This window comes from Serratia sp. CY33802 (assembly GCF_052169095.1).
In the GTDB taxonomy this organism is placed as follows: domain Bacteria; phylum Pseudomonadota; class Gammaproteobacteria; order Enterobacterales; family Enterobacteriaceae; genus Serratia; species Serratia bockelmannii.
The window spans coordinates 950,427-976,154 of the sequence record NZ_JBJNLL010000002.1 but is presented as its reverse complement, the minus strand read 5'-3'; the positions used below and the strand labels follow the sequence as shown (position 1 = coordinate 976,154).

At 60.2% G+C, this 25,728-nt stretch carries 28 protein-coding genes; 11 read left to right on the top strand and 17 right to left on the bottom strand.

Going from position 1 to position 25,728, the window contains the following annotated elements; all coding sequences use genetic code 11:
- Positions 1 to 29 precede the first annotated feature (29 nt).
- The 3 genes from ACJ8HA_RS11240 to ACJ8HA_RS11230 form a co-directional block, all read right to left on the bottom strand.
- Positions 30 to 1,571 carry an MASE1 domain-containing sensor histidine kinase gene (locus ACJ8HA_RS11240; RefSeq protein ID WP_060447605.1) on the bottom strand — a complete coding sequence of 514 codons (1,542 nt, stop codon included), beginning with the start codon at positions 1,569 to 1,571 and terminating at the stop codon, positions 30 to 32.
- Positions 1,571 to 2,200, bottom strand: coding sequence for a response regulator (locus ACJ8HA_RS11235; protein WP_442515342.1), 630 nt, complete (start codon positions 2,198 to 2,200; stop codon positions 1,571 to 1,573). The genes ACJ8HA_RS11240 and ACJ8HA_RS11235 overlap by 1 nt, the downstream gene beginning before the upstream one ends.
- Before the next feature lie 122 nt (positions 2,201 to 2,322).
- On the bottom strand, positions 2,323 to 3,087 hold the full coding sequence (locus ACJ8HA_RS11230) for an arylamine N-acetyltransferase family protein (protein ID WP_319868993.1): 765 nt from the start codon (positions 3,085 to 3,087) through the stop codon (positions 2,323 to 2,325).
- A gap of 151 nt (positions 3,088 to 3,238) precedes the next feature.
- On the opposite strand from ACJ8HA_RS11230, the gene ACJ8HA_RS11225 reads away from it, so the two are divergent.
- Complete coding sequence (locus ACJ8HA_RS11225; protein WP_060447604.1) at positions 3,239 to 3,991, top strand: SDR family NAD(P)-dependent oxidoreductase; 753 nt, start codon at positions 3,239 to 3,241, stop codon at positions 3,989 to 3,991.
- Positions 3,992 to 4,023: 32 nt separating this feature from the next.
- Here ACJ8HA_RS11225 and ACJ8HA_RS11220 read toward each other — a convergent pair whose 3' ends face one another.
- Both ACJ8HA_RS11220 and ACJ8HA_RS11215 read right to left on the bottom strand, forming a co-directional pair.
- Complete coding sequence (locus ACJ8HA_RS11220; RefSeq protein ID WP_049203821.1) at positions 4,024 to 5,844, bottom strand: hypothetical protein; 1,821 nt, start codon at positions 5,842 to 5,844, stop codon at positions 4,024 to 4,026.
- Between the two features lie 197 nt (positions 5,845 to 6,041).
- A complete protein-coding gene (locus ACJ8HA_RS11215; RefSeq protein ID WP_197758569.1) occupies positions 6,042 to 6,941 on the bottom strand; it encodes a LysR substrate-binding domain-containing protein in 900 nt (299 codons plus the stop codon).
- Between the two features lie 116 nt (positions 6,942 to 7,057).
- On the opposite strand from ACJ8HA_RS11215, the gene ACJ8HA_RS11210 reads away from it, so the two are divergent.
- Positions 7,058 to 7,837, top strand: a complete 780-nt coding sequence (locus ACJ8HA_RS11210; RefSeq protein WP_025301944.1) for a HalD/BesD family halogenase — start codon at positions 7,058 to 7,060, stop codon at positions 7,835 to 7,837.
- Between the two features lie 37 nt (positions 7,838 to 7,874).
- Here ACJ8HA_RS11210 and ansP read toward each other — a convergent pair whose 3' ends face one another.
- Entirely contained in the window at positions 7,875 to 9,341 is a 1,467-nt protein-coding gene (gene ansP / locus ACJ8HA_RS11205) for an L-asparagine permease (RefSeq protein ID WP_025301945.1), read from the bottom strand.
- Between the two features lie 437 nt (positions 9,342 to 9,778).
- Positions 9,779 to 10,216, bottom strand: coding sequence for a PACE efflux transporter (locus ACJ8HA_RS11200; protein ID WP_004939694.1), 438 nt, complete (start codon positions 10,214 to 10,216; stop codon positions 9,779 to 9,781).
- A gap of 112 nt (positions 10,217 to 10,328) precedes the next feature.
- On the opposite strand from ACJ8HA_RS11200, the gene ACJ8HA_RS11195 reads away from it, so the two are divergent.
- Positions 10,329 to 11,222, top strand: a complete 894-nt coding sequence (locus ACJ8HA_RS11195) for a LysR family transcriptional regulator (RefSeq protein ID WP_025301946.1) — start codon at positions 10,329 to 10,331, stop codon at positions 11,220 to 11,222.
- A 16-nt stretch (positions 11,223 to 11,238) separates the two neighbouring features.
- Here ACJ8HA_RS11195 and ACJ8HA_RS11190 read toward each other — a convergent pair whose 3' ends face one another.
- Positions 11,239 to 11,802 carry a DedA family protein gene (locus tag ACJ8HA_RS11190; protein ID WP_025301947.1) on the bottom strand — a complete coding sequence of 188 codons (564 nt, stop codon included), beginning with the start codon at positions 11,800 to 11,802 and terminating at the stop codon, positions 11,239 to 11,241.
- 50 nt (positions 11,803 to 11,852) lie between these two features.
- On the bottom strand, positions 11,853 to 12,530 hold the full coding sequence (locus tag ACJ8HA_RS11185; RefSeq protein WP_442515341.1) for a DJ-1/PfpI family protein: 678 nt from the start codon (positions 12,528 to 12,530) through the stop codon (positions 11,853 to 11,855).
- Positions 12,531 to 12,621: 91 nt separating this feature from the next.
- Here ACJ8HA_RS11185 and ACJ8HA_RS11180 point away from each other — a divergent pair, with 91 nt between their 5' ends.
- From ACJ8HA_RS11180 to pbpG, 3 genes are all read left to right on the top strand, one after another.
- A complete protein-coding gene (locus ACJ8HA_RS11180; RefSeq protein WP_049203829.1) occupies positions 12,622 to 13,566 on the top strand; it encodes a GlxA family transcriptional regulator in 945 nt (314 codons plus the stop codon).
- A 44-nt stretch (positions 13,567 to 13,610) separates the two neighbouring features.
- Positions 13,611 to 14,714, top strand: coding sequence for an adenosylhomocysteinase (locus ACJ8HA_RS11175; protein ID WP_025301950.1), 1,104 nt, complete (start codon positions 13,611 to 13,613; stop codon positions 14,712 to 14,714).
- Between the two features lie 151 nt (positions 14,715 to 14,865).
- Positions 14,866 to 15,795 carry a D-alanyl-D-alanine endopeptidase gene (gene pbpG / locus ACJ8HA_RS11170; RefSeq protein ID WP_025301951.1) on the top strand — a complete coding sequence of 310 codons (930 nt, stop codon included), beginning with the start codon at positions 14,866 to 14,868 and terminating at the stop codon, positions 15,793 to 15,795.
- Between the two features lie 34 nt (positions 15,796 to 15,829).
- On the opposite strand, the gene ACJ8HA_RS11165 is transcribed toward pbpG, so the two are convergent.
- Positions 15,830 to 16,285 carry a GNAT family N-acetyltransferase gene (locus tag ACJ8HA_RS11165; protein WP_033637538.1) on the bottom strand — a complete coding sequence of 152 codons (456 nt, stop codon included), beginning with the start codon at positions 16,283 to 16,285 and terminating at the stop codon, positions 15,830 to 15,832.
- 76 nt (positions 16,286 to 16,361) lie between these two features.
- Between ACJ8HA_RS11165 and ACJ8HA_RS11160 the strand changes: the two genes are divergently transcribed.
- The 5 genes from ACJ8HA_RS11160 (at position 16,362) to ACJ8HA_RS11140 (ending at position 20,952) form a co-directional block, all read left to right on the top strand.
- Positions 16,362 to 16,766, top strand: coding sequence for a VOC family protein (locus ACJ8HA_RS11160; RefSeq protein WP_049203833.1), 405 nt, complete (start codon positions 16,362 to 16,364; stop codon positions 16,764 to 16,766).
- A gap of 119 nt (positions 16,767 to 16,885) precedes the next feature.
- Positions 16,886 to 17,791 carry an alpha/beta fold hydrolase gene (locus ACJ8HA_RS11155; RefSeq protein ID WP_072271526.1) on the top strand — a complete coding sequence of 302 codons (906 nt, stop codon included), beginning with the start codon at positions 16,886 to 16,888 and terminating at the stop codon, positions 17,789 to 17,791.
- Positions 17,792 to 17,975: 184 nt separating this feature from the next.
- A complete protein-coding gene (locus tag ACJ8HA_RS11150; RefSeq protein ID WP_342102625.1) occupies positions 17,976 to 18,980 on the top strand; it encodes a TauD/TfdA family dioxygenase in 1,005 nt (334 codons plus the stop codon).
- Between the two features lie 11 nt (positions 18,981 to 18,991).
- The gene (locus tag ACJ8HA_RS11145) at positions 18,992 to 19,909 is read left to right on the top strand and encodes an AEC family transporter (RefSeq protein WP_025301959.1); all 918 of its coding nucleotides are present in this window, start codon (positions 18,992 to 18,994) and stop codon (positions 19,907 to 19,909) included.
- A 122-nt stretch (positions 19,910 to 20,031) separates the two neighbouring features.
- Positions 20,032 to 20,952 carry a DUF808 domain-containing protein gene (locus ACJ8HA_RS11140; protein ID WP_147822935.1) on the top strand — a complete coding sequence of 307 codons (921 nt, stop codon included), beginning with the start codon at positions 20,032 to 20,034 and terminating at the stop codon, positions 20,950 to 20,952.
- Positions 20,953 to 20,994: 42 nt separating this feature from the next.
- Here ACJ8HA_RS11140 and ACJ8HA_RS11135 read toward each other — a convergent pair whose 3' ends face one another.
- From ACJ8HA_RS11135 to ACJ8HA_RS11105, 7 genes are all read right to left on the bottom strand, one after another.
- A complete protein-coding gene (locus tag ACJ8HA_RS11135; RefSeq protein WP_016928643.1) occupies positions 20,995 to 21,078 on the bottom strand; it encodes a membrane protein in 84 nt (27 codons plus the stop codon).
- Positions 21,079 to 21,181: 103 nt separating this feature from the next.
- Positions 21,182 to 21,721, bottom strand: a complete 540-nt coding sequence (locus tag ACJ8HA_RS11130; protein ID WP_060432638.1) for a GNAT family N-acetyltransferase — start codon at positions 21,719 to 21,721, stop codon at positions 21,182 to 21,184.
- Positions 21,722 to 22,036: 315 nt separating this feature from the next.
- The gene (locus ACJ8HA_RS11125; RefSeq protein WP_442515340.1) at positions 22,037 to 22,486 is read right to left on the bottom strand and encodes a type II toxin-antitoxin system PemK/MazF family toxin; all 450 of its coding nucleotides are present in this window, start codon (positions 22,484 to 22,486) and stop codon (positions 22,037 to 22,039) included.
- A 152-nt stretch (positions 22,487 to 22,638) separates the two neighbouring features.
- Entirely contained in the window at positions 22,639 to 23,451 is an 813-nt protein-coding gene (locus ACJ8HA_RS11120; RefSeq protein ID WP_049295209.1) for a MetQ/NlpA family lipoprotein, read from the bottom strand.
- A 129-nt stretch (positions 23,452 to 23,580) separates the two neighbouring features.
- Complete coding sequence (locus tag ACJ8HA_RS11115) at positions 23,581 to 24,432, bottom strand: DUF1460 domain-containing protein (RefSeq protein ID WP_049295210.1); 852 nt, start codon at positions 24,430 to 24,432, stop codon at positions 23,581 to 23,583.
- Positions 24,433 to 24,536: 104 nt separating this feature from the next.
- Positions 24,537 to 25,079 (bottom strand): GNAT family N-acetyltransferase, encoded by a 543-nt coding sequence (locus tag ACJ8HA_RS11110; RefSeq protein WP_025301965.1) that lies wholly within the window; start codon positions 25,077 to 25,079, stop codon positions 24,537 to 24,539.
- Positions 25,079 to 25,546 carry an acyltransferase gene (locus tag ACJ8HA_RS11105; RefSeq protein ID WP_025301966.1) on the bottom strand — a complete coding sequence of 156 codons (468 nt, stop codon included), beginning with the start codon at positions 25,544 to 25,546 and terminating at the stop codon, positions 25,079 to 25,081. Before ACJ8HA_RS11105 ends, ACJ8HA_RS11110 begins: the two co-directional genes overlap by 1 nt.
- Positions 25,547 to 25,728 lie beyond the last annotated feature (182 nt).

Here is a 25,728-nt window from a genome sequence, read left to right as displayed (position 1 = left end):
AGTCCGGAGTGGCTAAGACTTTTTCCTAGTTAGTCGGCGGTTTGTTGCAAATTTGTGGGCAGGTTAACAATTACCCGGGTGCCGCGCTGCGTTTCCAGCGTCAGTTCGCCGCCGAGTGCGCTGACCCGTTCGCGCATCCCCTGAATGCCGAAGCCAGGCTCCTTGTCCGCACGGATGCCGATGCCGTTGTCCCGCACCTCGAGGTGCAAAAGCTCACCCTGTTGATACAAGACGATGGCGACTTCGCTGGCTTCGGCGTGTTTGCACACGTTGTTGAGCAGCTCTTGCAGCAGCCGGTAGAGTGTGAAGCGCACCGTCTCGCCGGCGGGCGTGTCGATGAGTCGGTAGTCGAAATGGCAACGGATGCCCCGTTCGCTAAAGGCGAATTCATTCAGCAGGTGGTGAAGCGCGTCTTTGAACGCCAGCTCGTCCAGCGCGGGCGGGCGAAGCTGGCGCAGCAGCTGGCGCGTGGAGTGATGAATGCGCCGGGCGAGATCGGCTATCTGGTTCGCGGCGGCCTGGGTTTGCGCCGGATCGCGCGCCCGCTTGACCAGCTGCGACTGGATTTGAATCGCGGTGATGTTCTGGCCGATTTCATCGTGCAGCTCGCGCGCCAGGTTTTTTCGCGTGTCTTCTTCGGTGTGGATCAGTTTTTCGGTCAGCGCCCGCCGCGCCGCCAGCTCTTCTTCCAGGCGTCGGCGATAATGGTGCAGGTTTTGCGCCAGGTGTTGCTGGCGGCTGATGGCGATGCCCAGGCCGATGCCGAGCAGCGCCTGCGTCGCCAGAAAGATTTCCAGCTCGACCAGATTGCCGAACCCCACGCCGACCTGCCGGGCGAGGGTGATCATCATGCTGCCGAGCAGGCCGGACAACACGCCGCCCTGCCAACCGAACTTCCACGCCATCACCACGTTCGGCAAAAACACCACGATCAGCAGCAGGCGCTCGATTTCCGGCGATAGCACCATCTGCGTACCGATGCCGATAACGAAAAACAGGCTGCACCAGATGATTAAGGAGGCGCGCAGCGGCGGATTGGTGGTGTCCAGCCCCAGCAGGTGGTAACGGTGCTGTTGGCGCAGAAATTCAAAGATCAGGTAGACGAACGGGGTCAGCAAAACGCCGCCGGTAAACGACGCCAGGCCGAGCAACATCGCCGGGCTGTGCGCGAAAGGCGACAGCAGGGCGGTATTGAGCAGCGAGGCGGCGGTCACGGTAGCCAGCAGCAGCGTCAGCCGCTGCCAGTAGAGCGGAAAACGGCGCCAGAATCGCTGCGCGAGCGCGGCCGGGAGCAGGGTGATGAACGGCGCGGCCAGCAGGCCGTAGCCGCTCAGCAGGCGTTCGCCGTGCAGCCAGAACAGCAGCAGCACCGGCGGTATTATCAGAGCGGGCCAATAGCGGCGCGCCAGCAAGATCAGCAGCGCGAGATAGACGCCGTGAGACAGAAACAGCGCTGCCTGATTGCCGTTGTGGGTCAGATAGAAGCCGAGCGTCCACAGCATCAGCCAGCCGCTGCCCCAGGCCAACAGGATAAACAGCGAGATAACCCAGCGCCGTGAACGGAGTGACATCAATGCCCCGCCAGCAGCTGATGATCGAGGGCGAAATGCACCAGCTCAATGGTGCTGTTGCACTGCAGCTTGCCCAGGACGTTGGCGCGATGTACGTGTACCGTTTTATGGCTGAGATCGAGCTTGAAAGCGATCTCCTTTACGCTGTCGCCTCTGACCAGCAGATCGAATATTTCACGCTCGCGCGGGGTCAGCACTTCCAGCGCCGTGGCCGGCTGCTCGCCGCCGCGCAGCGCCCGCAGCGCGTCGGCGCACAGGTAATGGCCGCCCATCTCGACGGAGCGCACCGCCTGCACCAGTTCTTCCGGCCCGCAGCGTTTGGTCAGATAGCCGCTGGCGCCGGCGTCCAGCGCGCTCTGCACGAAGGTGGGGGAGTCATAGATGCTGAGGATGATTGCGCGGAACTGCGGCTTCTGCGCCCGCAGGCGTCTCAACAGGCTCAGGCCGTTTTCATCCGGCATGGCGATGTCCATCACCGCGACGCTGACGTCGTCGCGCAGCAATGCCGGCCAGGCCGCCGCCGCGCTGCTGTATTGCCCCACCACGTCGATATCGTCCTCGAGGCTGAGCAATTGCGCAAAGCCGGAGCGCACCACCACATGGTCATCCACCAGTATCACACGGATCATTTTCGCACTCTGTTGCCGAATCATGACCCTATGATGCCTGCCGCCGCGGTGCTGGCAATCAGCCAAGCGCGGTTATGCAATCGATGTAACAGAATCGTAATAAAAGGGCGCCACCGGCGTCGTCAACGATCCAAATCGATGGCGAAATGCTGCCACAGCGCGGCGCGGCGTTCCTCTTCCGAATGCAGCGTCGTTTCGTGGCGCTGGTGATCTTCGGTCACGATCAGCTTCATGTCGCTGAGGGTCACCCGGCCGTGCTCCGTCGGCCGTGAGCACACCAGGCGTTGGGTGAAATGCGACTGCGGCGAGGTGCTGTGGAAGTGGCACATCTCGTCGAACTCAGGCAATTCGCGCGGCTGAACGGTAAAGCGATACAGGGTTTTGGCATGCGAGCGTTGGTCGCCGTTGCGGCGCTCCAGCAGGTAATACTCGCCTTCCCGCTCCAGGTGGAAAGTGCCGCTTGCCTGCGGTTGCGGCTCGGCAACGACGATTTTGAGCGGCGTCAGGAAGGAATCGCCGAAACCGACGTCCACCAGCCAGGCCTGCCCCGCCAGATCCACCCGCAGCGCCAGATGGTCGTAGGGCGGGCCGAAATGGCCGTCGCGCGCGCGGATCTCGCCGGAGATGAAGCTCACCTTGAAACCGATCTCCCGCAGCAGCAGGGCAAACAGCGTGTTCAGCTCATAACAGAAACCGCCGCGGTTACGCTCGACCACCTTGCTGAACAGCGCCTCCGGCGTCAGCTGAATACCCTGATGATAAATAATGCTCAGGTTCTCGAACGGGACGCTCAGCATGTGGCGATGGTGCAGCTGTTGCAACGTGGGGAGGTCAGGGCGGGCGCCGCCGGTAAAGCCGATATGCTGCAGGTAGCGTTGGGTATCCACAGGGTGTCTCGCATGAGAAAAAGTAGGCATAAAATAGCGGGCTTTGCGGCGTTTGTGAGCGCATTACGTGCTGTGCTGTCGCTGCTGCCGCAAACTGTCACTTGCCGGCGCTAGCCTGTTCCCCTGAGTTCAACGTTACAGGAGAACGGCTATGCAAGATTTCAAACATCGGGTGGCGCTGGTGACCGGCGCGTCCACCGGCATTGGCGAAGCGATCGCCGGCGAGCTGTTTCGGCGCGGCGCCACGGTGGTGATGACCGGCCGCCACGCAGTGCCTCTCGCCGCCGCCGCCGCGCGGCTCGATCCCGACGGCCGACGGGTGATGACGTTGCGGATGGACGTGCGCGATGCGCCGTCGGTGCGGCAGGGTATTGAAGAGATCGTGCGGCGCTGCGGCGCGCTGCATCTGCTGGTCAACAACGCCGGGATCACCGGCCCGCACGAGGTGGATATCGATCGGTACGCGGTCGACGATTGGCATGAGGTGATCGCCACCTGCCTGAGCGGCACGTTTTTCGGCATGAAGTACGGCCTGCCGGCGATCGTCGCCGGCGGCGGCGGGGCGGTGGTGAACCTCTCTTCCGCCAACGGCGTGGTGGGCATTGCCGGGATCGCACCTTATACCGCCGCCAAGCATGGCGTGCTGGGCCTGACGCGCTCGGCGGCGCTGGAATTCGCCACGCGCGGCGTGCGCGTTAATGCCGTCGGGCCGGGCTATGTGGATACGCCAGCGATGGGGAAACTGCCAGCGTCGGCGCGGGCGCAGATGGCCGCTTCGCACCCGATGGGGAGGATGGCGACGCGGGAAGAGGTGGCGAAAACGGTGGCTTTTCTGCTTTCGGACGACAGCAGTTTCACCACCGGCGCGTTTTACAGCATCGACGGCGGTTATACCGCGCGTTAATGGCAAACAGGCCCCTGACGGGGCCCGTTCGGTTACCAGGATTTACGCGGGTTGCGGGAGACGATGTCGATCTTTTGACACAACAGTTGGGTGATGTCCACCGAGGTGGGCTGAGCGGCGCTGCCGACAAAGTTTTTCAGCACGATGGCGATGCGGGCATAATTGACATAGCCCTCAGGCAACGGCAAATATTCCGACGAGTTAAGCGCAGTGATGCGATCCGAGGTCATCGTTGCCGAAGCGGCCGGCGTTACCGTGCCGGTGCGCCCCCACTGGCAAGCTTTTTCAAGTAGGGTAGTGACGCCGGCATCGCCATTCAGGACATACTTGCCTTGGTAAGTGCCGATGGTGACATCAAGGCTGCTCTGGCCTTTCAGGTTTGCCAGCGTGGCGCGCCACAGTACCAGATCGTTTTTCGCGATTGGGAAGTAGATCTCGACGCGTTTGTCCGTTGTCGTCGCCGTTTTGGTGGTGGCGGTCAGCACGCCGTTTTGCAGCGTCACCGCCAGATCGGCGGTCTCCGTTTGCGAGAGGCGTGCGCCGCCGAAGGCATAGACGTTATTCAATGCCAGCGCGCCGCTCTCTTTCCAGCTCGGCTCCGGCAGATGGTTGACGCCATCGCCCAGATAGAGCAGGCGCCACATGTTGATGTAGCCGGGCGCGACGATCTTTTTCATCTCAATATGGTTGTTGGACCAGCCTTTTTTAATGTCGGCGTTCACCAGATCGAAACCGTCGATATAACATTTTCCGCTCAGATCGCTGGACTTATCGAAGAAGAAATACTCGACGTATTGGTAGGGCACGTTGCTGCCGGCATCGGTGTTGTTGGTCATCACGCTGTGCCATTGGCTGTCTTTGATTTTTACCGTACCGCCGTTGTTGCTGGTAAAGACCGGCCGGTAGTTGCGGCAATTGGCGTTGCCCCATTCGAAGTGGCAATTTTTGAAGTCCAGCGTGCCGCCCTTAAGGTCGAACAAACCATAGTCGGTATTGGCCAACTGTTCGGTTTCATTGCTAAAGCCGCTGTAGTCGAATGAACAATCGCGGAAGGCCAAGGCATGCACCCCCTGATAATAGTTTCTGCTGTCGCCGAACAGGCATTTGTAGAAGACGATTTTTTCGCCGGCGTTAGCGGTGGTTTCAGACCAGATCGGCCAGAAGCAGCCGCGCACCATGATGCTATGCCAGCTCTGAATATAGGCGTTATTGCCAAAGACGATGCCTTTATACAGGTTGGTCAGCCAGACGTTTTGCACCAGCAGTTGGCAGGCCGGCAGGCCGTGCATGTTTGAGGCATCGCTGTAGACGCACAGGCCGCGCAGGTTGGCCGCCGCGCCAGGGGCACCCACGATGCGCAGGTTATAAATCGCCGGCGCTCCCAGCGAATATTGCACGCGTACGCACTCGATGTTGGTGGCGCCGCTGAAGTCCAGAATGGTGCCCTTAAAATCGACGGCGTTTTTCCACAGCTTCAGGTTCGCGGTGGTTTTACAAGAGCGAACGCCGCCGGGACCAACCAGAGTAATCCCCGCCGGGGTCGTTGGGATAGGCAACTGCCACCACTCTTCGCCTTTGACCTGCAAGAAGTTGCACGCGCGGGTAATGGTCAGCGAGTAATCCAGTTCATCGCCCGGCAGGTGCCACCAATCGATGCTGTAATCGCCGTCATTGATGATGCGCTTCCAGCGGCGGTTTTGCGCGTCGACGAGCAGGGTGACGCCGTTGTCCTGGCTGGTGGTATCCGTATCGTCTCGGGTAAATACGCCGTGATGGTAGCGGTTTTCGAGCATCACCGCGGTTTCGCTACCGGCATAGCTGCGCAGGTTGGCGTAATCATTTAATGAAATCATGGAATAGCCCTCGTTTTGGACAATAAGAGGCCGATGCAATATGGCGATTGCAGGGGCGGCGGCATAGGGAAATGACATTGTGGCCGAAGGGCGAATCGGTTCGCGATCCCGGTCGGCAGAGATAAATTAACAGGCTGAGGTGAGAGGCTTAAGCGTTCAAGGTTGTGCCTGACGCCAGCAAACATCGCCGCCGGGGTTCAGGTTTGGTCTGTAGATACGAGGGTTTGCAACCAGGCCAGAAACGCCGCTGCGCCGGGTTTTTCCAGCGTGCGCGGCGGGTAAACTACGTAGTAGGGTTTGCTGAGCCGCAGCGCCGGTTCGGCCAGGGTGACCAGCTGGCCTTCCGCCAGTTCACGGGCGATCAGCCGCCGCTGGCCGAGCAGCACTCCGCGCCCTTGCACGGCGGCGTCGATGGCCAGCGAGGTCAGGTTATAGGTTAGCCCGCGCCGCGGCGGCGGCGGCCGATCGGCGGCGGTGAACCACTCGTGCCAGCCCGGCAAAAACTGGCTCTCCTTGCCCCAGTCGACGTGGATCAGCGGCAGCTGCGTCCAGTCGCCGCACTCGCGCAGCGCCGGGCTGCACACCGGCTGCACCCAATCCTGAAACAGCTGCACCTTTTCCAGCAGCGGGTAATCCTGAGCGCCGAAGCACAGGGCGAAATCCGCCGCCGAATGGGCGAAATCGACCGCCGCATGGGTGGCGTGCAGCCGCAAATCGCCGTCGGGGCACTGCGCCAGCCAGTCGCCCAGCGCCGGATTCAGCCATTTAGACGCCAGCGCCGGCAGGGCGAACACCGTCAGCGCCTGTTTGCCGCGCTGGCGTTCGACGTGCTGCTGCGCCACGCGCAGCGTTTCGAACGCCTCCTGCACGTAGGCCAGGTAGTCCGCGCCCTGTTCGGTCAGCGTGACGCCGCTTTTGGCGCGAATGAACAGCGTGATGCCCAGATGCTGTTCGAGCTGGCGGATTTGCTGGCTGACGGCGGCGGCGGTCAGCGCCAGCACATCCGCCGCACGGGCCAGGCTGCCGGTGCGAGCGGCGGTTTCGAACGCCAGAATGGCGCTCAGCTTGGGCAGGCGAGCACGGGACGGTGGCGGCATGGGCAGGACTATCGCTAAGAATTCGTTAGCTTATCCATAACGTATTTTTGTTATGGCGGCAATGCGCCATTCGCTACAGTGAGAAGCATCCGGCTATCGCACACGAGGGGAACGTCATGCCGCAACTTGCCGATATTATCGATCTGTCCGCCCATCCCATCGACGACGCCGCATTCCGCGCCCGTTGCAGGCAAACGCTGGCGCGCGCCGGCGCGCTGGTGCTGCCGGGATTTCTGCGCCCCGCCGCGCTGGCGACGGTAAGGCTGGAAGGTGCCGAACAGCACCACGCGGCGTTTTACGCCAGCAGCAAACACAACGTGTATCTACGGCCGCAGGACGACGCGCTGCCGGCCGACCATGCGCGCAACCGGCTGGTGGTGTCATCCAAGGGCTGCATTACCGACGAGGATATCCCATCGCAGTCGCCGCTGCGTGCGCTGTACGACGCTCCGGCGTTTCGCGAGTTTCTCTGCGCGGTGTTGGATGAGGCGCAGCTGTATCCCTACGCCGATCGGCTGTCGTCGATCAACCTGCATTACGCCCACACCGGTCAGGAGCTGGGCTGGCATTTTGACAACTCCTCGTTCGCCATCACGCTGCTGATCCAGAAACCGCAGGGGGGCGGCCGTTTCGAATACGTGGAGAACCTGCGCGACGCCGACCGCGGCGAGATGAACTATGCCGGGGTCACGCAGGTGCTGGACGGTGAGCGGGCGGTCAAACAGCTGGCGATGGAGGAGGGGGATTTAGTGCTGTTTCGCGGGCGTAACGCCATGCACCGGGTGACGCCGACCGAAGGCGACACCACGCGCATGCTGGTGGTGCTGGCCTACAATGCGCAGCCGGATGTCATGCTGTCGGAAAGCGCCAGAATGACGTTTTACGGCCGGTTATAGCGGATAAAAAAACCGCCCCAGGGGGCGGTTTGTCGATTCAGTGCGGGTTCTGCTCTTCGTGAGCCTGCTGCTCCCGCTTCACTTCCTGCGCGCGCTTGCGCAGGCCGAACCAGCCCAGCGTCAGCAGCACCGCCAGCACCGGAATGGTGGCGATGGTCCAGGTGCCGTTCGGATAATCGAACGCCATCATCACCACGACGACCAGCAGGAACGCCAGCGTCAGCCAGGAGGTGAACGGCGCGCCCGGCATTCTGAACGATACCGGCTGCGCACGGCCTTCGCGCACGGCTTTGCGCAGGCGCATCTGGCAAACGATGATAAACGCCCAGGAGGCGATGATGCCCAGCGAAGCGATGTTTAGCACGATCTCGAAAACCCGCGACGGCACCAGGTAGTTGAGCACCACGCCGATCACGTAGATGCCGCAGGTAACCAGGATGCCGGCGTAAGGCACCTGCTGGCTGCTCATTTTAGCCATCAGCTTCGGCGCGGAGCCGCCCATCGCCAGTGAACGCAGGATGCGGCCGGTGGAATAGAGGCCGGAGTTGAGGCTGGACAGCGCGGCGGTCAACACCACGATGTTCATGATGGTGCCGATGTAAGGCACGCCCAGCTTGCTGAAGAAGGTCACGAATGGGCTTTGGCCGGCCTGATAGGCGTTCCACGGCAGCAGCAGCACCAGCAGCACCACGGAGCCGACGTAGAACAGACCGATACGCCAGATCACGCTGTTGATCGCTTTGGGCATCATTTTAGCCGGATCTTTACACTCGCCGGCGGCGGTGCCGATAAGCTCGATGCCGGCGAAGGCGAAGATCACCCCTTGCACCAGCACCAGCGCCGGCAGCAGGCCGTGCGGGAACATGCCGCCGTTTTCGGTGATCAGGTGCATGCCGGTGGTGTGGCCGGCGACCGGGGTGCCGGTGCCGAGGAAGACGACGCCGACAATCAGGAACAGCGCGATAGCGACGACCTTGATCAGCGCGAACCAGAACTCCATCTCGGCGAACCACTTCACGCCGATCATGTTCATGGTGGCGACGATGCCGAGCGCGCCGAGGGCAAACAGCCACTGCGGCACGTCGGCAAAGGTGCCCCAGTAGTGCATATATAGCGCCACCGCGGTGATGTCGACGATGCCGGTCATCGCCCAGTTGAGGAAATACATCCAGCCGGCGACGTAAGAGGCTTTCTCACCGAGAAACTCGCGGGCGTAAGAAACGAAGCTGCCGCTGGAAGGGCGATGCAGCACCAGTTCGCCCAGCGCGCGCAGGATGAAGAAAGAGAAAATCCCGCACACCAGGTAGACCAGCGCCAGCGCCGGCCCGGCCAACTCGAGACGGCCGCCGGTACCGAGGAACAAGCCGGTACCGATAGAGCCACCGATGGCGATCATTTGGATTTGCCGGTTGCCCATGCTTTTGTGATAACCGGATTCATGAGAGTCTAGCCAGCGTCTTCTGGCGGCGTGTTTGTCATCCGCCGACTTTTTTTGTGAGTGCATTATCCGTCCTGTTTACCTGTCTATGATGAACTCCGCTCTGAGCTGCAGAGCAAACGATTGCCATTAACAATCGTAATGAGAATGAGGTCGTGGCATCATTCCGCTGTTTATTGTGTATACAGCCGCCATTAAATAACGGCGTGGCATGCTACCGTTTCCCGATAAATGTGGCAAAAAAACCTGCGTACAAAGTGTGAACAATGGTGTGTATTTTTTAAACTGAAAACAAAAGCGCATATTATTCAGTAAGATGAGTCTCATTATCAACACGGAAATATCGAACGATAAAAGTGATTGAAATCACAGAATAATAATTACCGTGCAAATTAAAGGGATTTGGAGGTTATTTCGCGTGAGGGGGGAAGGCGGGCGGAAAATAAAGCGATGGCGCCTGCGCGGCAATGAGCGTGCGCAGGCGAATCGGACGAGGAGCAGGCTTAGGCGGATTCACCGGCCGGCAGAGCCGAAGCCGGCAGGCCGAACAGCTTGTCGAACGCCCAGTTAAACAGGAAGGTGTAGCAAGGAATGATGACGATCAGCGCCATATCCAGCAGCAGCGCCTGCCACAGCGTGATGCCCATCCACCAGGCGATCAGCGGGATCAGATACACCACCAGCGTCAGCTGAAAGCCGACGGCGTGCAAAATGCGGCGTTTGAGCGTGCGGGTGCGCGACACCTGGCGGCTTTCCCACCACTCGAATAAATAGTTGTAAATAAAGTTCCAGCTTACCGCGATGGTGGTGATCACCACCGCCAGCGGCCCGGTGCTGCTTGGCGCATGGCCCGACAGCAGCGCCAGCCCCAGCGCCGAGATCGCCATGCCGATGATTTCATAAGCGGTGACATACACCAGTTTGCGTTTGACGCCTTGCATCGTTTTCTCCCGATCTGTTTTTAGTTGCCTCTGTGGCGACGGCGGCTAAGATAACGTCAATCACATTGATAGAAAAAGTCAGGAGCTGTCAGTTTTTCTGACAGGTTGAGCGATGAATTTTTCCAGCGACAACATCGAACTGTTTTTGGCGGTGCTCGACCGCGGCTCATTTTCCGCCGCCGCCCGCGCGTTGCGGCGCGTACCGTCTGCGGTCAGCATGGGCATCGCCAACATGGAGGCGGAGCTCGGTTTCGCCTTGTTCGACCGTTCTCACCGCGAACCGACGCCGACCGCGCTGGCGCTGGCCCTGGCGCCGCACGCCCGCCTGATCGCCGGGCAGCTCAAGCAGCTGCAGGTGCACGCCATCGAGCTATCCCAGGGGCTGGAGAGCCGGCTTTCGATCGGCGTGGCGTCGGATATTAACGGCGCCGGCCTGCTGGCGGCGGTGAAAACGCTGTCGCAGCGTTATCCGCTGCTGAACATTGAAGTGCTCAGCGCGCCGCAGGACGACGTGCTGCACATGCTGCATCAGGAGCGCATCGGCGTTTGTCTGGCGTTCGGCGGGCTGAACGTCAACAGCGCGGAACAGTTTCACTTCGTCGGCGCGGAATCGCTGGTGGCGATGCTGTCGCCGCAGCATCCGGCGCTGGACGGCGCGGCGGGTGAGCTGTTTCTCGAAGATCTGGTCAACGTGCGGCAGATCATGGTGGCCAGCCGCGATCTGCCGATCGGCGATCTGCGTCCGCAGGTGGCGGAGGCGTATTGGCGCACCGACAGCCTACCGATGGCGCTGAACATGGTGGAGGCGGGGCTGGGGTGGGGCAATTTCCCGCTGTCGCTGGCCGAGCCGCTGCTGGCGCAGGGGCGGCTGGTGCGGCTGAAATTCAAAAATACCAAGAACGAGCTGCGCTTGCCGATGCATTTGATCTGGCTGAAGAACCGCCCGCTGGACAAGGCGGCGCGCGAGCTGGTCGAGCTGATGCGCACGGCGCCGCAGGAAAGCTGACGCCCGCTGCGTTTGCTTACTCCGGGTGGCGTTTACGCCACCAGAAACGCACCAGCAGGATGGCGGCGATCGCCAGCGCGACAAACAGCAGGCCGGAGAGTTTTTTGTCGAAGCCGGTAACGAAGCGTTCGATCGCCTGGCCACCAAAATAACCGAGCATGACGAAGATCGTCGCCCATAAAATAGCGCCGAGGATATTGAGCGGTACGAAGCGCGACGGCGGCAGGCGGCTGGCGCCGATCAGCACCGGGCCGATGATGCGGAAACCGTACATAAAGCGCACCCCGATAACGAACAGCATCGGGTGGCGAGCGATCAGCCTTCTGGCGCGCGCGATGCGCTTTTCCTGTCCCTTGAGCCGCGAGATGACGCGGCCTTCAAACCGGCGGCCGGCGAAGTACAGCAACTGGTCTCCCATCATGCCGCCCAGCGCCACCACCGCGATCACCCACGGCCAGTGCAGCAGCCCTTCGTGGGCGGCGATGCCGCCCAGCAGCGTGATGGTCTCCCCTTCCGCCAGGCAGCCGATAAACAACGCCCAGTAACCGTAGTCCGTAATGTAGTGGGCCAAATCGGTCATTCCTTACTCCTTATGTGGCTGACGCATAAGGGCAAGTATACGCCCGATCGCTAGCCTTGGACGATTTGGGCCACCAACGCTCTGCGCCGCGCCAGGCTTTCCGCCATTTGTGCCTGTACCTTGGCGTAAATGTGCGGCGGGGCCAGTTCCGGCGTGCCGCCCTCGAACGGCGGGGCCGGGGCGTATTCCAGATAAAGTTGGATCGTCTGAGCGGTGTCTTCGCCGTGCAGTTCGGCGATCAGCGCCAGCGCGAAATCGATGCCGGCGGTGACGCCGCCGCCGCTGATTACGTTGCCGTCGCGTTCTACGCGAGCAGCGCTGGGTATGGCGCCGAACAGCTTCAGGCTATCGCGCATAGACCAGTGGCAGGCGGCGCGTTTACCCAGCAATAGCCCGGCGGCGGCTAGGATCAGCGAACCGGTACACACCGAGGTCAGGTAGCGAGCATCGGTGCCCAGCCGACGGATTTGCCGCATGAATGCTTCATCCTGTAATGCCTGGGTGCAGCCGCTGCCGCCCGGCACGCACAGCACGTCGCAGCGCGCGATCTCCGGCAGCGGGCGCAGCTGAGTGAAGTGCAAGCCTTCCGATTCGACATCCGCACCGTCTACCGAAGCGACGATGATTTCCGCGCCCGGCATGCGGCGCAGAAACTGCAGCGGGCCGGTGAAGTCGAGTTGGGTGACGCCTTGATAGATGGGAAATACAATCACGAGTGGTTCAGACATGACATTCGCCTCATTTTTATCGTTGGACCTGGGCCATAATAGCCGCCCTGTTTTTGGCTGATATGACAGATAACCCTCAAAAAGCGCCATCATGAAAACGATCGGTTTTGTGGTCTTTCCCGGTTTCAACCTGCTGGACTTTGCCGGCCCGCTGGCGGCGTTCGATAATGTCAACCAGTTTACCGATCCGCCGGCCTACCGCTGCGTGGCGATTTCGCCGCAGGGTGGCATGGTCGCCAGCTCGGCCGGGGTGGAGATCGCCACGCAGCCATGCGGCGACGAGCGTTTCGATACGCTGGTGGTGGCTGGCGGCAGCGGCAACGTGATGGCGGCGCAGTCACCGGCGCTGACGGGGTTCCTGACAACCCACAGCCGGCGTGCGCGCCGCATCGCCAGCGTGTGCACCGGCGCGTTTATTCTGGCGGCCTGCGGCTTGCTGGACGGCAAGCGCGCCACCACCCACTGGTATCACGCGGCGCGATTGCAGCAGAGTTATCCGCGTATCCGTGTCGACAGCAACCGCATTTTCATTCGCGATGGCGATATCTGGACCTCGGCCGGCATCAGTGCCGGCATCGATCTGGCGTTGGCGCTGATCGAAGACGATCTGGGCGCCACCCTGGCGGCGGCCGTGGCGCGGCAGCTGGTGGTCTACCACCGACGCCCCGGCGGGCAGTCGCAGTACTCGCTGCTGCTGGCGCTGAATCCGTCGTCGGATCGCATGCGTGCAGCGCTGTCGTTCGCGCGCGAACATTTGCACCTGCCGCTGTCGGTAGCGGATCTGGCTGACGCCGCCTGCCTGAGCGAGCGTCAGTTCGGCCGGCTGTTCCGCGCCGAAACCGGGCAGACGCCGGCCAAGGTGATCGAGCAGCTGCGGGTAGAGGCGGCCAGGGTACGCGTCGAAGAGAGCGCCGAGCCGCTGGAGGCGATCGCCCGTTCGGTGGGGTTCAGCGATCCAGAACGCATGAGACGGGCGTTTATCCGCGTCTTTGGCCTGTCGCCGCAGGCGATCCGCCGGCTCGGCCGCGCGGGATAATTTTTTGCCACGCCTGGCGGCGGGGCACATCAGAGGAGCAACGGATGTATCAGGACTTCGAGAGCGAATTGAGCTGGGCGACGCGTCATATGCCGCGCACCCGGGCGGCGATGGCGGCGTTGCCGGACCTGCACGGGGTGCGGCTGGCGTGCAACATGCACCTGGATTTGAAAATGGCGCCGCTGGTGGCCGGCCTGCTGGACAAGGGCGCGGCGATCTTCCTGACCACCTGCAATCCCACCACGGTGCAGGACGATGTGGTGGCCTGGCTGGAACGGCGGGGCGCGCAGGCCTATGCCTGGCGTGACATGAGCGCCGGCGAATGGTCGGAATCTTTCGACCGCGCGCTGGCCTGGCGGCCGACCCACCTGTGCGAAATGGGGGCGGATCTGACCACCCGTCTGCACCAGTCGCCGGGTGGCCCGCAGATCGTCGCCGGGCTGGAGGCCACCGGCTCGGGCATCAGCCGGTTGAACGGCGTGGCGCCGCGCTATCCGATCTTCAACTGGGACGATCTGCCGGTGAAAGAAGGGCTGCACAATCGGCATATGGTTGGGCTGACCGCCTGGCATACCTTCTTCCAGACCACCCATTTGACGCTGCACGAGAAGCGCGTGCTGGTGATCGGTTACGGCCTGGTCGGGCAGGGGACGGCAGCGGCGGCCAGGGCCTACGGCGGCCAGGTGATGGTGGCGGAAATCGATCCGGCGCGCGCGCTGCAGGCGCGTTATGACGGCTGGCAGGTGGTGGATCTGGCGAGCGCGATCGCGCAGGCGGACGTGATCGCCACCGCGACCGGCGCGAAAAACGTGCTCTCGGCGCAGCATCTGCAACAGGCGCAGGACGGCGTGTTTATCCTCAACGTCGGCCACGTGGCGGAAGAGATCGACGTCGGCTTCCTCAAGGGCTTGCCGCACCACGAGCCGATGCCTTATGTGAACGCTTACCAACTGAATGAAAAGACGGTCTATTTGCTGGCCAATGGCTCGATGTTCAACCTGACCGCCGGCTATGGCGACAGCCTCAACGCCTTCGACGTGACGCTGGCGGTGATGGCGGCCGGCATCGGCCATATCGTCGGCGCCGGGGCGCGGCAAACGCCGGGGCTGTACCTGCTGCCTCAGTCGGCCTGGCAGCCGGCGCTGTAACTTTTTCTACGCGGGCGTTCATCCCAGAGCGCCCGCGGGCTGCGTCGTTTTTCGGCCGACAGAATTTGTCACAAATCCGCCATACAATCCCAGTGCCAAGCGCTGAACCCTCACATATAATTCGCTGAGTTCAAGCCCCCATTTCAGAGTAATGCCTGTGAAAATACGTGTTTTGGTTCTGACCCTGCTCGCTTTGCAGGCGGGCGCAGGCTTTGCGCCGCGCGCGCTGGCCAGCGACAACGCCGCCGCCGTACACGCCACCCAGCCGGAGCTGGCCTCCGGCAGCGCGATGGTTGTCGATATGCAAACCCATAAGGTGATGTACGCGCGCAACCCGGATGAAGTGGTGCCGATCGCCTCGATCACCAAGCTGATGACCGCCATGGTCACGCTGGACGCGCACCTGCCGCTCGACGAGATGCTGTCAGTGGACATCCACCAGACGCCGGAGATGAAAGGGGTGTATTCGCGGGTACGGCTGAACAGCGAAATCAGCCGCAAGGACATGCTGCTGCTCGCGCTGATGTCGTCGGAAAACCGCGCGGCCGCCAGCCTGGCGCACCACTATCCGGGGGGCTACAACGCCTTCATCAAAGCGATGAACGCCAAGGCCAGGGCGCTCGGCATGACCAATACCCATTATGTGGAACCGACCGGGCTCTCTATTCATAACGTGTCGACGGCGCGCGATCTGACCAAGCTGCTGATCGCCACCAAACAATACCCGTTGATCGGCCAGCTCAGTACCACCACCGAACGCATGGCCAGCTTCAAGGATCCCAACTACACGCTGCCGTTCCGCAACACCAACCACCTGGTGTACAACCCGAAATGGAACATTCAGCTGACCAAGACCGGCTTCACCAACCAGGCGGGGCACTGCCTGGCGATGCGCACCATGATCGGTAACCGCTCGGTGTCGCTGGTGGTGCTGGACGCCTTCGGCAAATATACCCACTTCGCCGACGCCAACCGGCTGCGCAGCTGGATCGAAACCGGCAAGGTGACGCCGATCCCGGCCGCCGCCCGCGACTATCGTCGCCAAAAAGACGCCAGCCTGGCGAAAAACGCCACCGAATGACCCGCCTGGCGGTCCGCCCGTTTGCGGCGGGCCGCTATCGGCCCTCGGGCCGTCTGATGACAAATCCCCGCTCGCGATCGCCGTCGAAGCCCGCTTTCAGGTAGAGCTGGTGCGCGCCGGTGCGTTGCTGCCCCGACAACAGCATCACCTTGTAACAGCCTTTTCGCCAGGCTAGCTGCAGCGCGTATTCGATCATGGCGAGCGCCACGCCGTGGCCGCGGTAGGGCTCCGCCGTCACCACGTGTTCGATGACGCCGAACGGCTGCGCCTGGTGCGCCAGCCCCGGGATCAGCGCCAGCATGCAGGTGGCGATCGGTTGTTCCTCGTCCGCTGCCACCACCAGACGGATCGCCGGATCGTCCAGCAGACGTTGCAGGGTGCGGCGCGCATCGTCGGTGCGCAGCGGCGCGTCCTGCGGGCGCAGCTCGCGATACAAGGCTAACAGGCCGTTGAGATCGTCCGGCTGCGCCAGGCGATGAATGATGCTCATGGTTGCTCCTTTCCGCCGCTTCAACGGTAATCCGCTATCCTCCATTAATACCACAACGTTTGCCGGAGGGGATGTTATGAGTCAGGTTTCGACCTTTGTCATGTTCCAGGGAGAGGCGCAGCGGGCGATCGATCTCTACAGCCAGGTGTTCGAGCGTTTTCGGCTCATGCAGGTACAGCATTACGACCCGACGCCGGACGGCCGGCGATTGATCAAGCATGCTGCCATCGATTTCGATCGGCAGAACCTGGTGTTTATCGACAGCCCGATCAGCCATGACTTTAGCTTCACCCCGGCGGTGTCGCTGTTCATCAACCTGCCTAACGAAGAAGCGTTGGAGCGGGCGTTCCACCGGCTGGCGGAGGGCGGCAAGGTGCTGATGCCGCTCGATGACTACGGCTTCAGCGCCCGTTTCGGCTGGCTCAACGATCGTTTCGGCCTTTCCTGGCAGCTCAATGTGCCGGCGGGCGATCTGCCCTGACGCTAAGGGAGAACGTGCAAAAGAATGGTAATTACTGCTGTTATTTCATATTGTTATAACCATTTTGGCGAGGAGCTTTGCCGTAGGAAATACCGACAATATTCATGGAAAGGTGCGCTTTGATTGATTTTGACCGCTATGTTGAGCAAGCGAAGTCTTACGGTGAGTGGCCGGGCGGGCATGTGGACATGTCGTCCGGTCGTATAGATGGGTTGAGCTATCGTCTGTATCGGCACACTGCCGAGAGTGAAGACGTGATCCTGGTCTATCACGGCGGCGGGGTTAACAGCGCCGCCGGGTATGACGTCCTTGCGCGCCAGCTGGCCGCCGAGCCGACGCTCGCGGTGTGTCTGGTCGATATTCGCGGACATGGCGATTCCACGGGAGAGCGGGGGACGGTTGAGCGGCCTGAGCGTATTTGGCGCGATGTCGATATCATCCTGGCAGAAATGCGCCGCCGGTTTCCGCTGGCGCGCAGACACCTGCTTGGCCATTCGAGCGGCGCCGGCATGTTGCTCAACTACTTGACCCGTTACCCTGGCGAACAGCAGGCGGACAGCCTGATCATGCTGGCGCCCGAGCTGGGTCCATTTTCCGGGATGGCCCGCGATCTGGCGGCGGCGGCCCGTTTTGCTAAGGTGCGACAATGGCCGTTTGTCGCCAATGCGCTCAGCGGCGGGCGCTGGTTTGGGCAATCCCGGGCGGTCAGCCTGAATTTTCCCCCGGCTGTGCTGGCCGCCGCCCCCGATTTTGTCTGCCAATACAGCGTCAATATGGCTAACGCGTTGACGCCACGCACCCCGGCAAAGCAACTGGCGGCGCTGCGATTGCCGACCTTGCTGCTGGCGGCAGCGCAGGATGAGCTGTTCAATGCGCAAGCGATGCAGCGCTTCGTCGAACAGCATGGCAGTGCGCATGTTGCCTTTGGCTTGCTTGAGGGCAGTACGCATTTATCGTGCGTTTTTGAGGCCCACGGTCATGTCCTGCGCTATCTCGCGGGCGTATTCGCTATCGCATCCGATTGAGACGTATGCGCGTAGCTGTTTGTTTATTAATCACTTCTTCTCCACCGCTAACTGGACGGAGGAGTGGTGATTAAGATCACGAAATTAGTTAATAAATCTTTATGAATTTGATTGCATAATGTTAACATCCTGCCGCTTTCATTAGGCTTGCTAATGATATTCTTATTGTCAAGGAATGCTCAGGATGGATTACCAAAACGTCTTTCAATTGACGGATCAGGAAAGAAACGAGTTATTTTCGGCATTAGATAAAATTGCTTACGATCCCGCCGGCGGTGATGCGTATATTCACGCTATACGTTCGACCATGATCACCCACTTGCCCCACAGATTAAGTGCCGCATTAAGCCAGCAAAAGGCGTCAATCAAACCACGGCCTTATCTTATTTTAAAAAATGTGCCGGTAGATAAAGAAGTGTTCTTTTCCCCTTGTCCAAACCAATATACGCCTTCGGCCAAGTCAGGGAATATCAGTGAAAACCTGTTGGTCGGCATCTCTTCGCTAATTGGTGAACCCTATTCGATGTATTTCGAAGGGAAAGAACTGATTAATAATCTGATCCCCAAACGCGAAGCCAAAAAAGAATATACCGGTCTGGGGTTCGATGTTGAATTGGATTTCCATATTGAAAATGCGGCCCTGAAACACCTGGAGCAGTTCAACGTCTCGCCGATGGGGTTGCTGTTGGCCGGCGTGCGCCGCGATCCGCACAGCCCGATGACGCGTATCTCCGATTCGCGTTTGGCTATCGCTCAACTGAGCCGCGAGGACGTCGAAACGCTGGCCAGCCCGCTGTACAGCATCAAGCTGCCATACCGTTGGCGCCAGTCCACGCAGGCCGGGCGCGAAGAAACCGCGCTGGTGCCGCTGATTTCGCAAAATCATGTTCTGCCGGATGTGAGCGCCGTTTTCTATCCCGGCATGATTGCCGCCAGCACGCCGCGAGCGGAAGCCGCGCTGGAGCGTTTCTACGGGCTGGTGAAAGAAAATGCCATCGGCATCGATATTTGCCCGGGCGATTTGGTGTATATCGATAACCGTTTTGCGCTGCATTCACGCGATAAATTCACGCCATCTTTCGATGAAAGAGATACGCCGTTGCGCTGGGTGCAACGCGTCTTCATTTCGGCAAGCTTGTGGAATCACCGCAACCTCAATCAGGTTGAAGAGCGCATTTTCTCGATTTAAGGTTATTATTCATGCTGAACGTTTTTCTTTCTATATTGCCGATTTTTTTGTTAATCGTGCTGGGCTATTTGTCAAAACTCTATGTTAAAGACGTTGCCGTATTTTGGGGCTTCTCAGACAAATTCGTTTATTACCTGTTTTTTCCGGCGCTGTTGATATTGGATATCAGCGAGGCGGATTTTAGCGGCGCGGACAGCTTTTATCCCGTTGTGGCGACCATAGTTTCCACGCTGGCCATCGCGTTGATTATTTTCGTTGGCAAACTGTTTTTCAATACGTCGGCCGATCTGTTTACCTCTATTTTTCAGGGGGGAGTCAGATACAACTCTTATGTATTCATCGCGCTGTCGCAATCGCTGTTCGGCAGCGAGGGGGTGGCGCTGTCCGGTTTCTTCGTGGCCTATATGATCATTCTGACCAACATCATGAGCGTGTTGGTGATGAACCATTACGGCACCGGCAGCAAGAAAAGCCTGAGCGGCGCGCTGCTGGCGCTGACGAAAAACCCGCTGATCATCGGCGCGTTGTTCGGGGTGCTGATGAACCTGTGCAACCTGCACATCACTGGCGCGCTTAAACAGCTGTTCGTTTATCTCTCCAACGCCGCCACGCCGCTGAGCCTGATGTCGGTCGGCGCAGGGTTGATCGTCAGCATGCATATTCGCAAGCTGGTTTCCATCTCTTATGCGACCGTGCTGAAACTGGTGGCCATGCCGCTGATTACCATTGCGCTGGTGCACTATTTCGGCGCCACCGGCGTGCCGGCCAGCATCGCCATTCTCTACTCCGCCGTGCCTTGCGCCGGCAACGCCTATATCCTGGCGCGGCAAATGGGGGGCGATCATGAAGCGATGGCCTCCATCATCACCTGGACGACGCTGCTGTCGGTGATTACCGTCACCTTCATCCTGGGCAGCGTAGCGCTTTAACGCCGGCGCCGGGCGGCAATCGCCCGCCCGGCATTTTCCGAGATCCTCCCATATCCTTTCATGATGTTTTACCGCTATGCTAAACATAGAACGGCCCGTGAATATGAAAAGGATGAATTATTTTGGCAGGAAGTAGCTTACTTACCCTCATCGACGACATTGCCTCGTTGCTGGACGATGTCTCGTTAATGAGCAAGATGGCGGCGAAAAAAACCGCCGGGGTGCTGGGGGACGATCTGGCGCTCAACGCGCAGCAGGTCACCGGCGTTAAAGCCGACCGCGAGCTGCCGGTGGTGTGGAGCGTCGCCAAAGGCTCACTGATCAACAAGGCGATCCTGGTGCCGCTGGCGCTGCTGATCAGCGCCTTCGCGCCCTGGGCGATTACGCCGCTGCTGATGGTGGGCGGCGCCTATCTGTGTTACGAAGGGTTCGAAAAGGTGTTTCACAGCCTGAGCCACGGCAAGGCGGCGCAAGAGGAAAAATCGGACGGGCCCGGCGCCAATGAGGACGCCGCGGCCTATGAGAAGCGCAAGGTGAAGGGGGCAATACGCACCGACTTCGTGCTGTCCGCCGAGATTATCGCCATTACCTTGGGCACCGTCGCCGGCGCCACCTTTAGCCAGCAGGTGATCGTCTTGTGCGGCATCGCCGTTGTGATGACGCTCGGCGTGTACGGCATCGTCGCCGGCATCGTTCGGCTGGACGATCTGGGGCTGTATCTGAGCCGCAAACGCAGCGCAGTGGCGCGCTCCCTCGGCGGCGGCATCGTGCGCGCCGCGCCTTATCTGATGAAAACGCTGTCGATCGTCGGCACTGTTGCCATGTTTATGGTCGGCGGCGGCATCCTGACCCACGGCCTGCCGCCGGTGCATCACCTGTTCGAAGACTGGGCCTCGTACACCACCGTGGTGCCGACGTTTGGCCATCTTTTGCAGGGTGTGGTTCCGGCACTGCTGAACGTGGCATTCGGGCTGGTAGCCGGCGGCGTGGTGCTGGCGGTGGTGTCGGCGCTGGGCGCGGTACGCACGCGTTTCAAGGCATGATGAAAAGTCTCGCCCCGGAAGGGGCGGGACGTATGAGACGGATTAAAAGATCAGTTTGAGAACGCCGGTAATCGTCAACAAACCCACGATGAAGATGATGGCGACAATCCACAGAATAATTTTCATTCACTTCTCCCTTACCGGTTAGATGGCGTGCGCGATTGGCGCTAACTCAATGAAATCCCTCTTCACTATAGACGCTAACTTCCTATCGTGCGTCGCCATGCATTCAAGGATGCCGATTGTCGCCGTCACCCAGCGCGCGCTGCATAATCTGCGTGTCACGCCATTCCCCCAGTTTGAACCCCACGGCCTTTAACGTTCCGGCGCTGGTAAAGCCGAGCGACTGGTGCAGCGCCAACGAACCGCGGTTGGCGGCGGAATCACCGACGATCGCCAGCATCTGGCGCCAGGGGCCTTGCTCGCAGCGGGCGATCAGCGCGCTCAGCAGCGCCTTGCCGACGCCTTTCCCCTGTTGCCCTTCGGCGATATACACCGAGTCTTCTACGGTAAAGCGATAGGCCGGCCGGGGGCGATATGGCGTGGCATAGCAGTAGCCCATAACACGGCCTTCGCTTTTCGCCACCAGCCAGGGCAACCCGGCTTCCCGCACCTTGCCTAGCCGCAGCTGCATTTCCGCCAAGGTCGGCGGCTGTTCTTCAAACGAGGCGGCACCGTACAGCACGTGGTGAGTGTAAATTTGCAGCACGGCGGCCATATCGTCCGGCGTGGCATCGAGGAGGCTGAGTACGGGAGCGGAGAGCGTCATGGTAATGCCTGTTTACCTTGGAAATCAGCGGATAAACGCCATTATGCGCGCCGCTCGCCGCCGGGATAAATCGGGTTTTCTTATGGTGAGATAAGAAAACCCTATGGGAACGTTCGCCGCGCATCGGTCAGGGTAGAAAGGCTGAGGGGGCAAGAGCGGAAAGATAAGAAATCGGTGGGCGCTTGATAGGCAAAAGCCCAGCTGGATGGCTGGGCTTCGCAGGTCCCTGAAAGGGAGGGTATAGCATAAGGGCCTTTATCGGCTACGGCGACAATTTCACCTGATTTGTCTGTTTTGTCAACAACAGCGTACTGGTCAGAACAGCATATTTTTGGCATTGATCGACTTAATGACGGCGCGTTGTATGTCAGCAACAAGCTCGCGCGACAGACACTGGGTAAGAAAGCCTCTCTCTTTACGGGCTCTGTTCAGCCGTTGGCGGCTGACTTGCTGCACCAGTTCGCCCTTTGCCCAGCGCGTTTGCGGATGAAAGAATCTCATATCTTCGATGAGTTCACGCGTAATTTCGATGTGCAATCCCCGTTCGATCTTGTTCGAATCTCTGGTGGTCGACAGCGGTACGATAATGCAGGCGTTGCCGTTAATTTTGCCGTTTAACACAACAACTAAACGGTTCTTCACCATTTCCGGTGGAATGTGGCCATCATAAAAGCTGGCTTCATGCGGTTGGCAGACTGATAGGGGATAGTTGCCATAGTTGCACTCGAGAATTTCCCCGACCTTGGGGGCAAATTTGATCGGCATCGATACACTCCTTTGTTGTGAACAATCCGTGTTATGGAGGAATGAGCATGCGGGCGTTTTGCTTTTAGAGAAAGGTGTGGCGTAAGGAAACGGGGAATGAAAGTGAAATATTGCGGATTCGTGCGCAGAATCCGCCTTGATGGTGGCCGAATTTACCAGCCTTTCACCGCGCCGCCGTTGAAGATTTTCTCGGCGGCTTTGGCGACTTCGTCCGACTCATAGGCCTTGATGAAGTTCTGTACGTTTGGCGCGTCCTTGTTGTCTTCGCGGGTGACGATGATGTTGGTGTACGGCGAGTCCTTATCCTCGATGAAGATGCCGTTTTTGGTCGGCGACAGGCCGGTCTGGTTGATGTAGGTGGTGCTGATGACGGCGACGGTGACTTTCGGATCGTCTAACACGTGCGGCAGCTGCGCACCTTCCAGCTCCATGATCTGGTAATGATGCGGGTTGGCGCTGATATCCAGCGCGGTGGGCAGCAACCCTTTGCCAGGCTTCAGGCTAATCAGCCCGGTTTTTTCCAGCAGCAGCAGGGCGCGCCCCAGGTTGGTCGGATCGAGCGGGATGGCGATCACCGCGCCGTCCGGCAGCTCTTTCAGCGATTTTATCTTTTTGGAGTAGCCGGCCATCGGGAACACGAAGGTATTGCCGACCGCCACCAGCTTATAGCCGTGATCTTTGTTTTGCTGTTCGAGGAACGGGCGGTGCTGAAACACGTTGGCGTCCAGTTCGCCTTTGTCGGTGGCGTCGTTCGGCAGCAGCGAACCGCTGAAGCCGACCAGCTCGACCTCCAGCCCGTATTTCTCTTTCGCCACCTGCCTGGCGACTTCCGCCACGTCCTGTTCCGCGCCGTTGATGACGCCGACTTTGATATGGTTTTGGTCGGTTTTTTGATCGCAGCCCTGAAGCGCCAATACAGCGGCGAAGGCCGCCGCCAGAGGGGTGATACGCCAGCGTAAGGTCATCGAAGTCTCCCTGAAAAGAACAATAAAATCAGTTGGTTTTTGTCCTTACAGCTAAGCCTGAACCGCCGGTGAAGTCAAACGCTCGTTCAGCATAAACGGCTATAGCTTATAGCCGTTATGCGGCGGTGATTATCGGCTGAGCGAACGCAGCACCACGATGCCCGGCGTAGCCATCACGTAATCCATAAAGGGTGAGTCGACGACCTGCATGTTGGCCTTGCGCGAGGAGGCGTTGCGCAGCACCGGGCCATGGTCGGTCATCACGAAGATGCCGGTGTGGGTCACGTCCAGCCCGGCGAGGTTGGTGTAAATACCGATGTAGTCGCCGGTGCGCAGCTGGGCCAGCACCTTGTCGTCGACGTTGTCGCTGGGAATGTAGGTGACGCTGCGCTGCACGTTGGGCAAGCCGGGCAGGTAGCTGCTGCCGTCCGCCTTTTGATTGAGGTTTTTCACGAGGCTGACGGCGTGCGGGCTGAGCTGGGCGGTGATGTCTTCGGCCACTTTTTTCGGCCGCTGCGCCCAGTCGGTGAAGAAGTGTTTGCGCTGCGGGAAGGCGATGTTGCCGTCGACGTAGCGAATGTCTACCAGGCGCTGAACGAACTCGGCTTCGCTGCGGGCGGTGCTGAGCGCTTCCACATAATCGATGTAGGTGAAGCAATCCAGTCCGCGGAAGTCGATCACCAGCTGCTCGGGCGTGTTCTGCGAACCGATCAGACGGTTGGCGAGATACGGCGTGCCGAGAAACTCGCGCGAAATCAAATCGACGGTGCGACCATGCGGCTGCGCGGCGGGCCAACCGGCGCGCAGCGCGAGGATCTCACGCAGCTTGCTGCGGGTGCTGGCGTCCATCTCCGGCTGCACGCCCGGCGGCGAAACGGTGACGTCGGTCGGCGGCGTCGCGGGGGCGACGGTGGTGGAGCGTTCGGCGCATCCGCTCATGGCGATAGCTAACATCAGTAAAACAGCCTTGTTCTTGTTCATACGGCCCTCCATGGGTGTCGCTGGCTTATCAGAGTAAGTGATAACAGTTCTCATCCGATGGTAGGGGTTAAAAAGTAAACATCACCTCAATGGCAATCGATAAATCAGTAACCGATTTCGCTATTGAACGGCAAATACCAGAACAGCGCGATTTCGTGATCGGCGATCTCCGGTTCGGCGCGGTACAGCAAACGGTCGATGCCGCCGAGGATAAACCCGTAATGCTGGTAACAGCGGCAGGCCGCCAGATTGTTGTTCTGCGTTTCGAGCATCATACCTGAGGTTTCCTGCTGCCGCGCCCACCGTTTGGCGCAGTCCAGCAGTGCCCCGGCGATGCCCTGACGGCGCGCATGAGCGCTGACGGCGATCTCGTCGATCAGGGTGTAACCGTTCCAGTTTTTGCTCAGCGTGATATGGCCAACGGCGTCGTTCTGACGATACGCCAGGAAGGTCACGCTGTCTTCGTTGGCGAACGGCGCCAGCGGATACCGTTTGCGAAATGGTGCCACCGGGCGGGTTGGCCAGCTGTCGACCGGGCTGTCGAACTGCGGCAGAGCGTAACAGGCGATGGTGAAGCTGAAATCGCCGCGCGTCAGATAATCGTCGGGCAGCGCCTCAATGGCCGCGATGCGGATGGCCGGGTTCATTACGGCAGCTCCCGCAAAAGACGCGCCGGGTTGCCGGCGTAGATCCCCTTGCGGGTGATGTCGCGGGTCACCACCGCCCCGGCGCCGATCACCGCGTCGTTGCAGATCTCTACCGCCAGGATCGTGGCGCCGGAGCCGATGGACACCCGATCGCCGATGCGCGTGCGCCCCCAACTGGCCGGATCGGCGTTGGGCGCGCCCTCTTTGAACAGATCGTTGGCGAAGGTGACGCCGTGGCCGACAAAGCACGCTTCGCCGAGGGTGACGTATTCGCAGATAAAGCTGTGCGACTGAATTTTACTGCGTGCGCCGATGCTGACGTGGCGCTGGATCTCGACGAACGGGCCGACGAAGACATCGTCGCCGAGCCGGCAGCCGTAAAGATTGCAGGGCTCGACAACGGTAACGTTGCGCCCGGCGTCGACGTCGACGATCCCCGCCTGACGGGTGGTGATTACGGATGACATGACCTTCCTCGCAGCCTGGTTTTTATGGTGGGAGTATAAGACAAAGCGCTGCGGCGTTGCGCTTTCCGCACGTTTTTTCGCCGAAAGACTATAATTAGTACAGGGGAGAGAGCCCCGTGGCCGCAATCCTCGCACGGGTAGCAGTCCGTCGGAGGTGTGAAATTCGTTCGCCGATCGCGGCC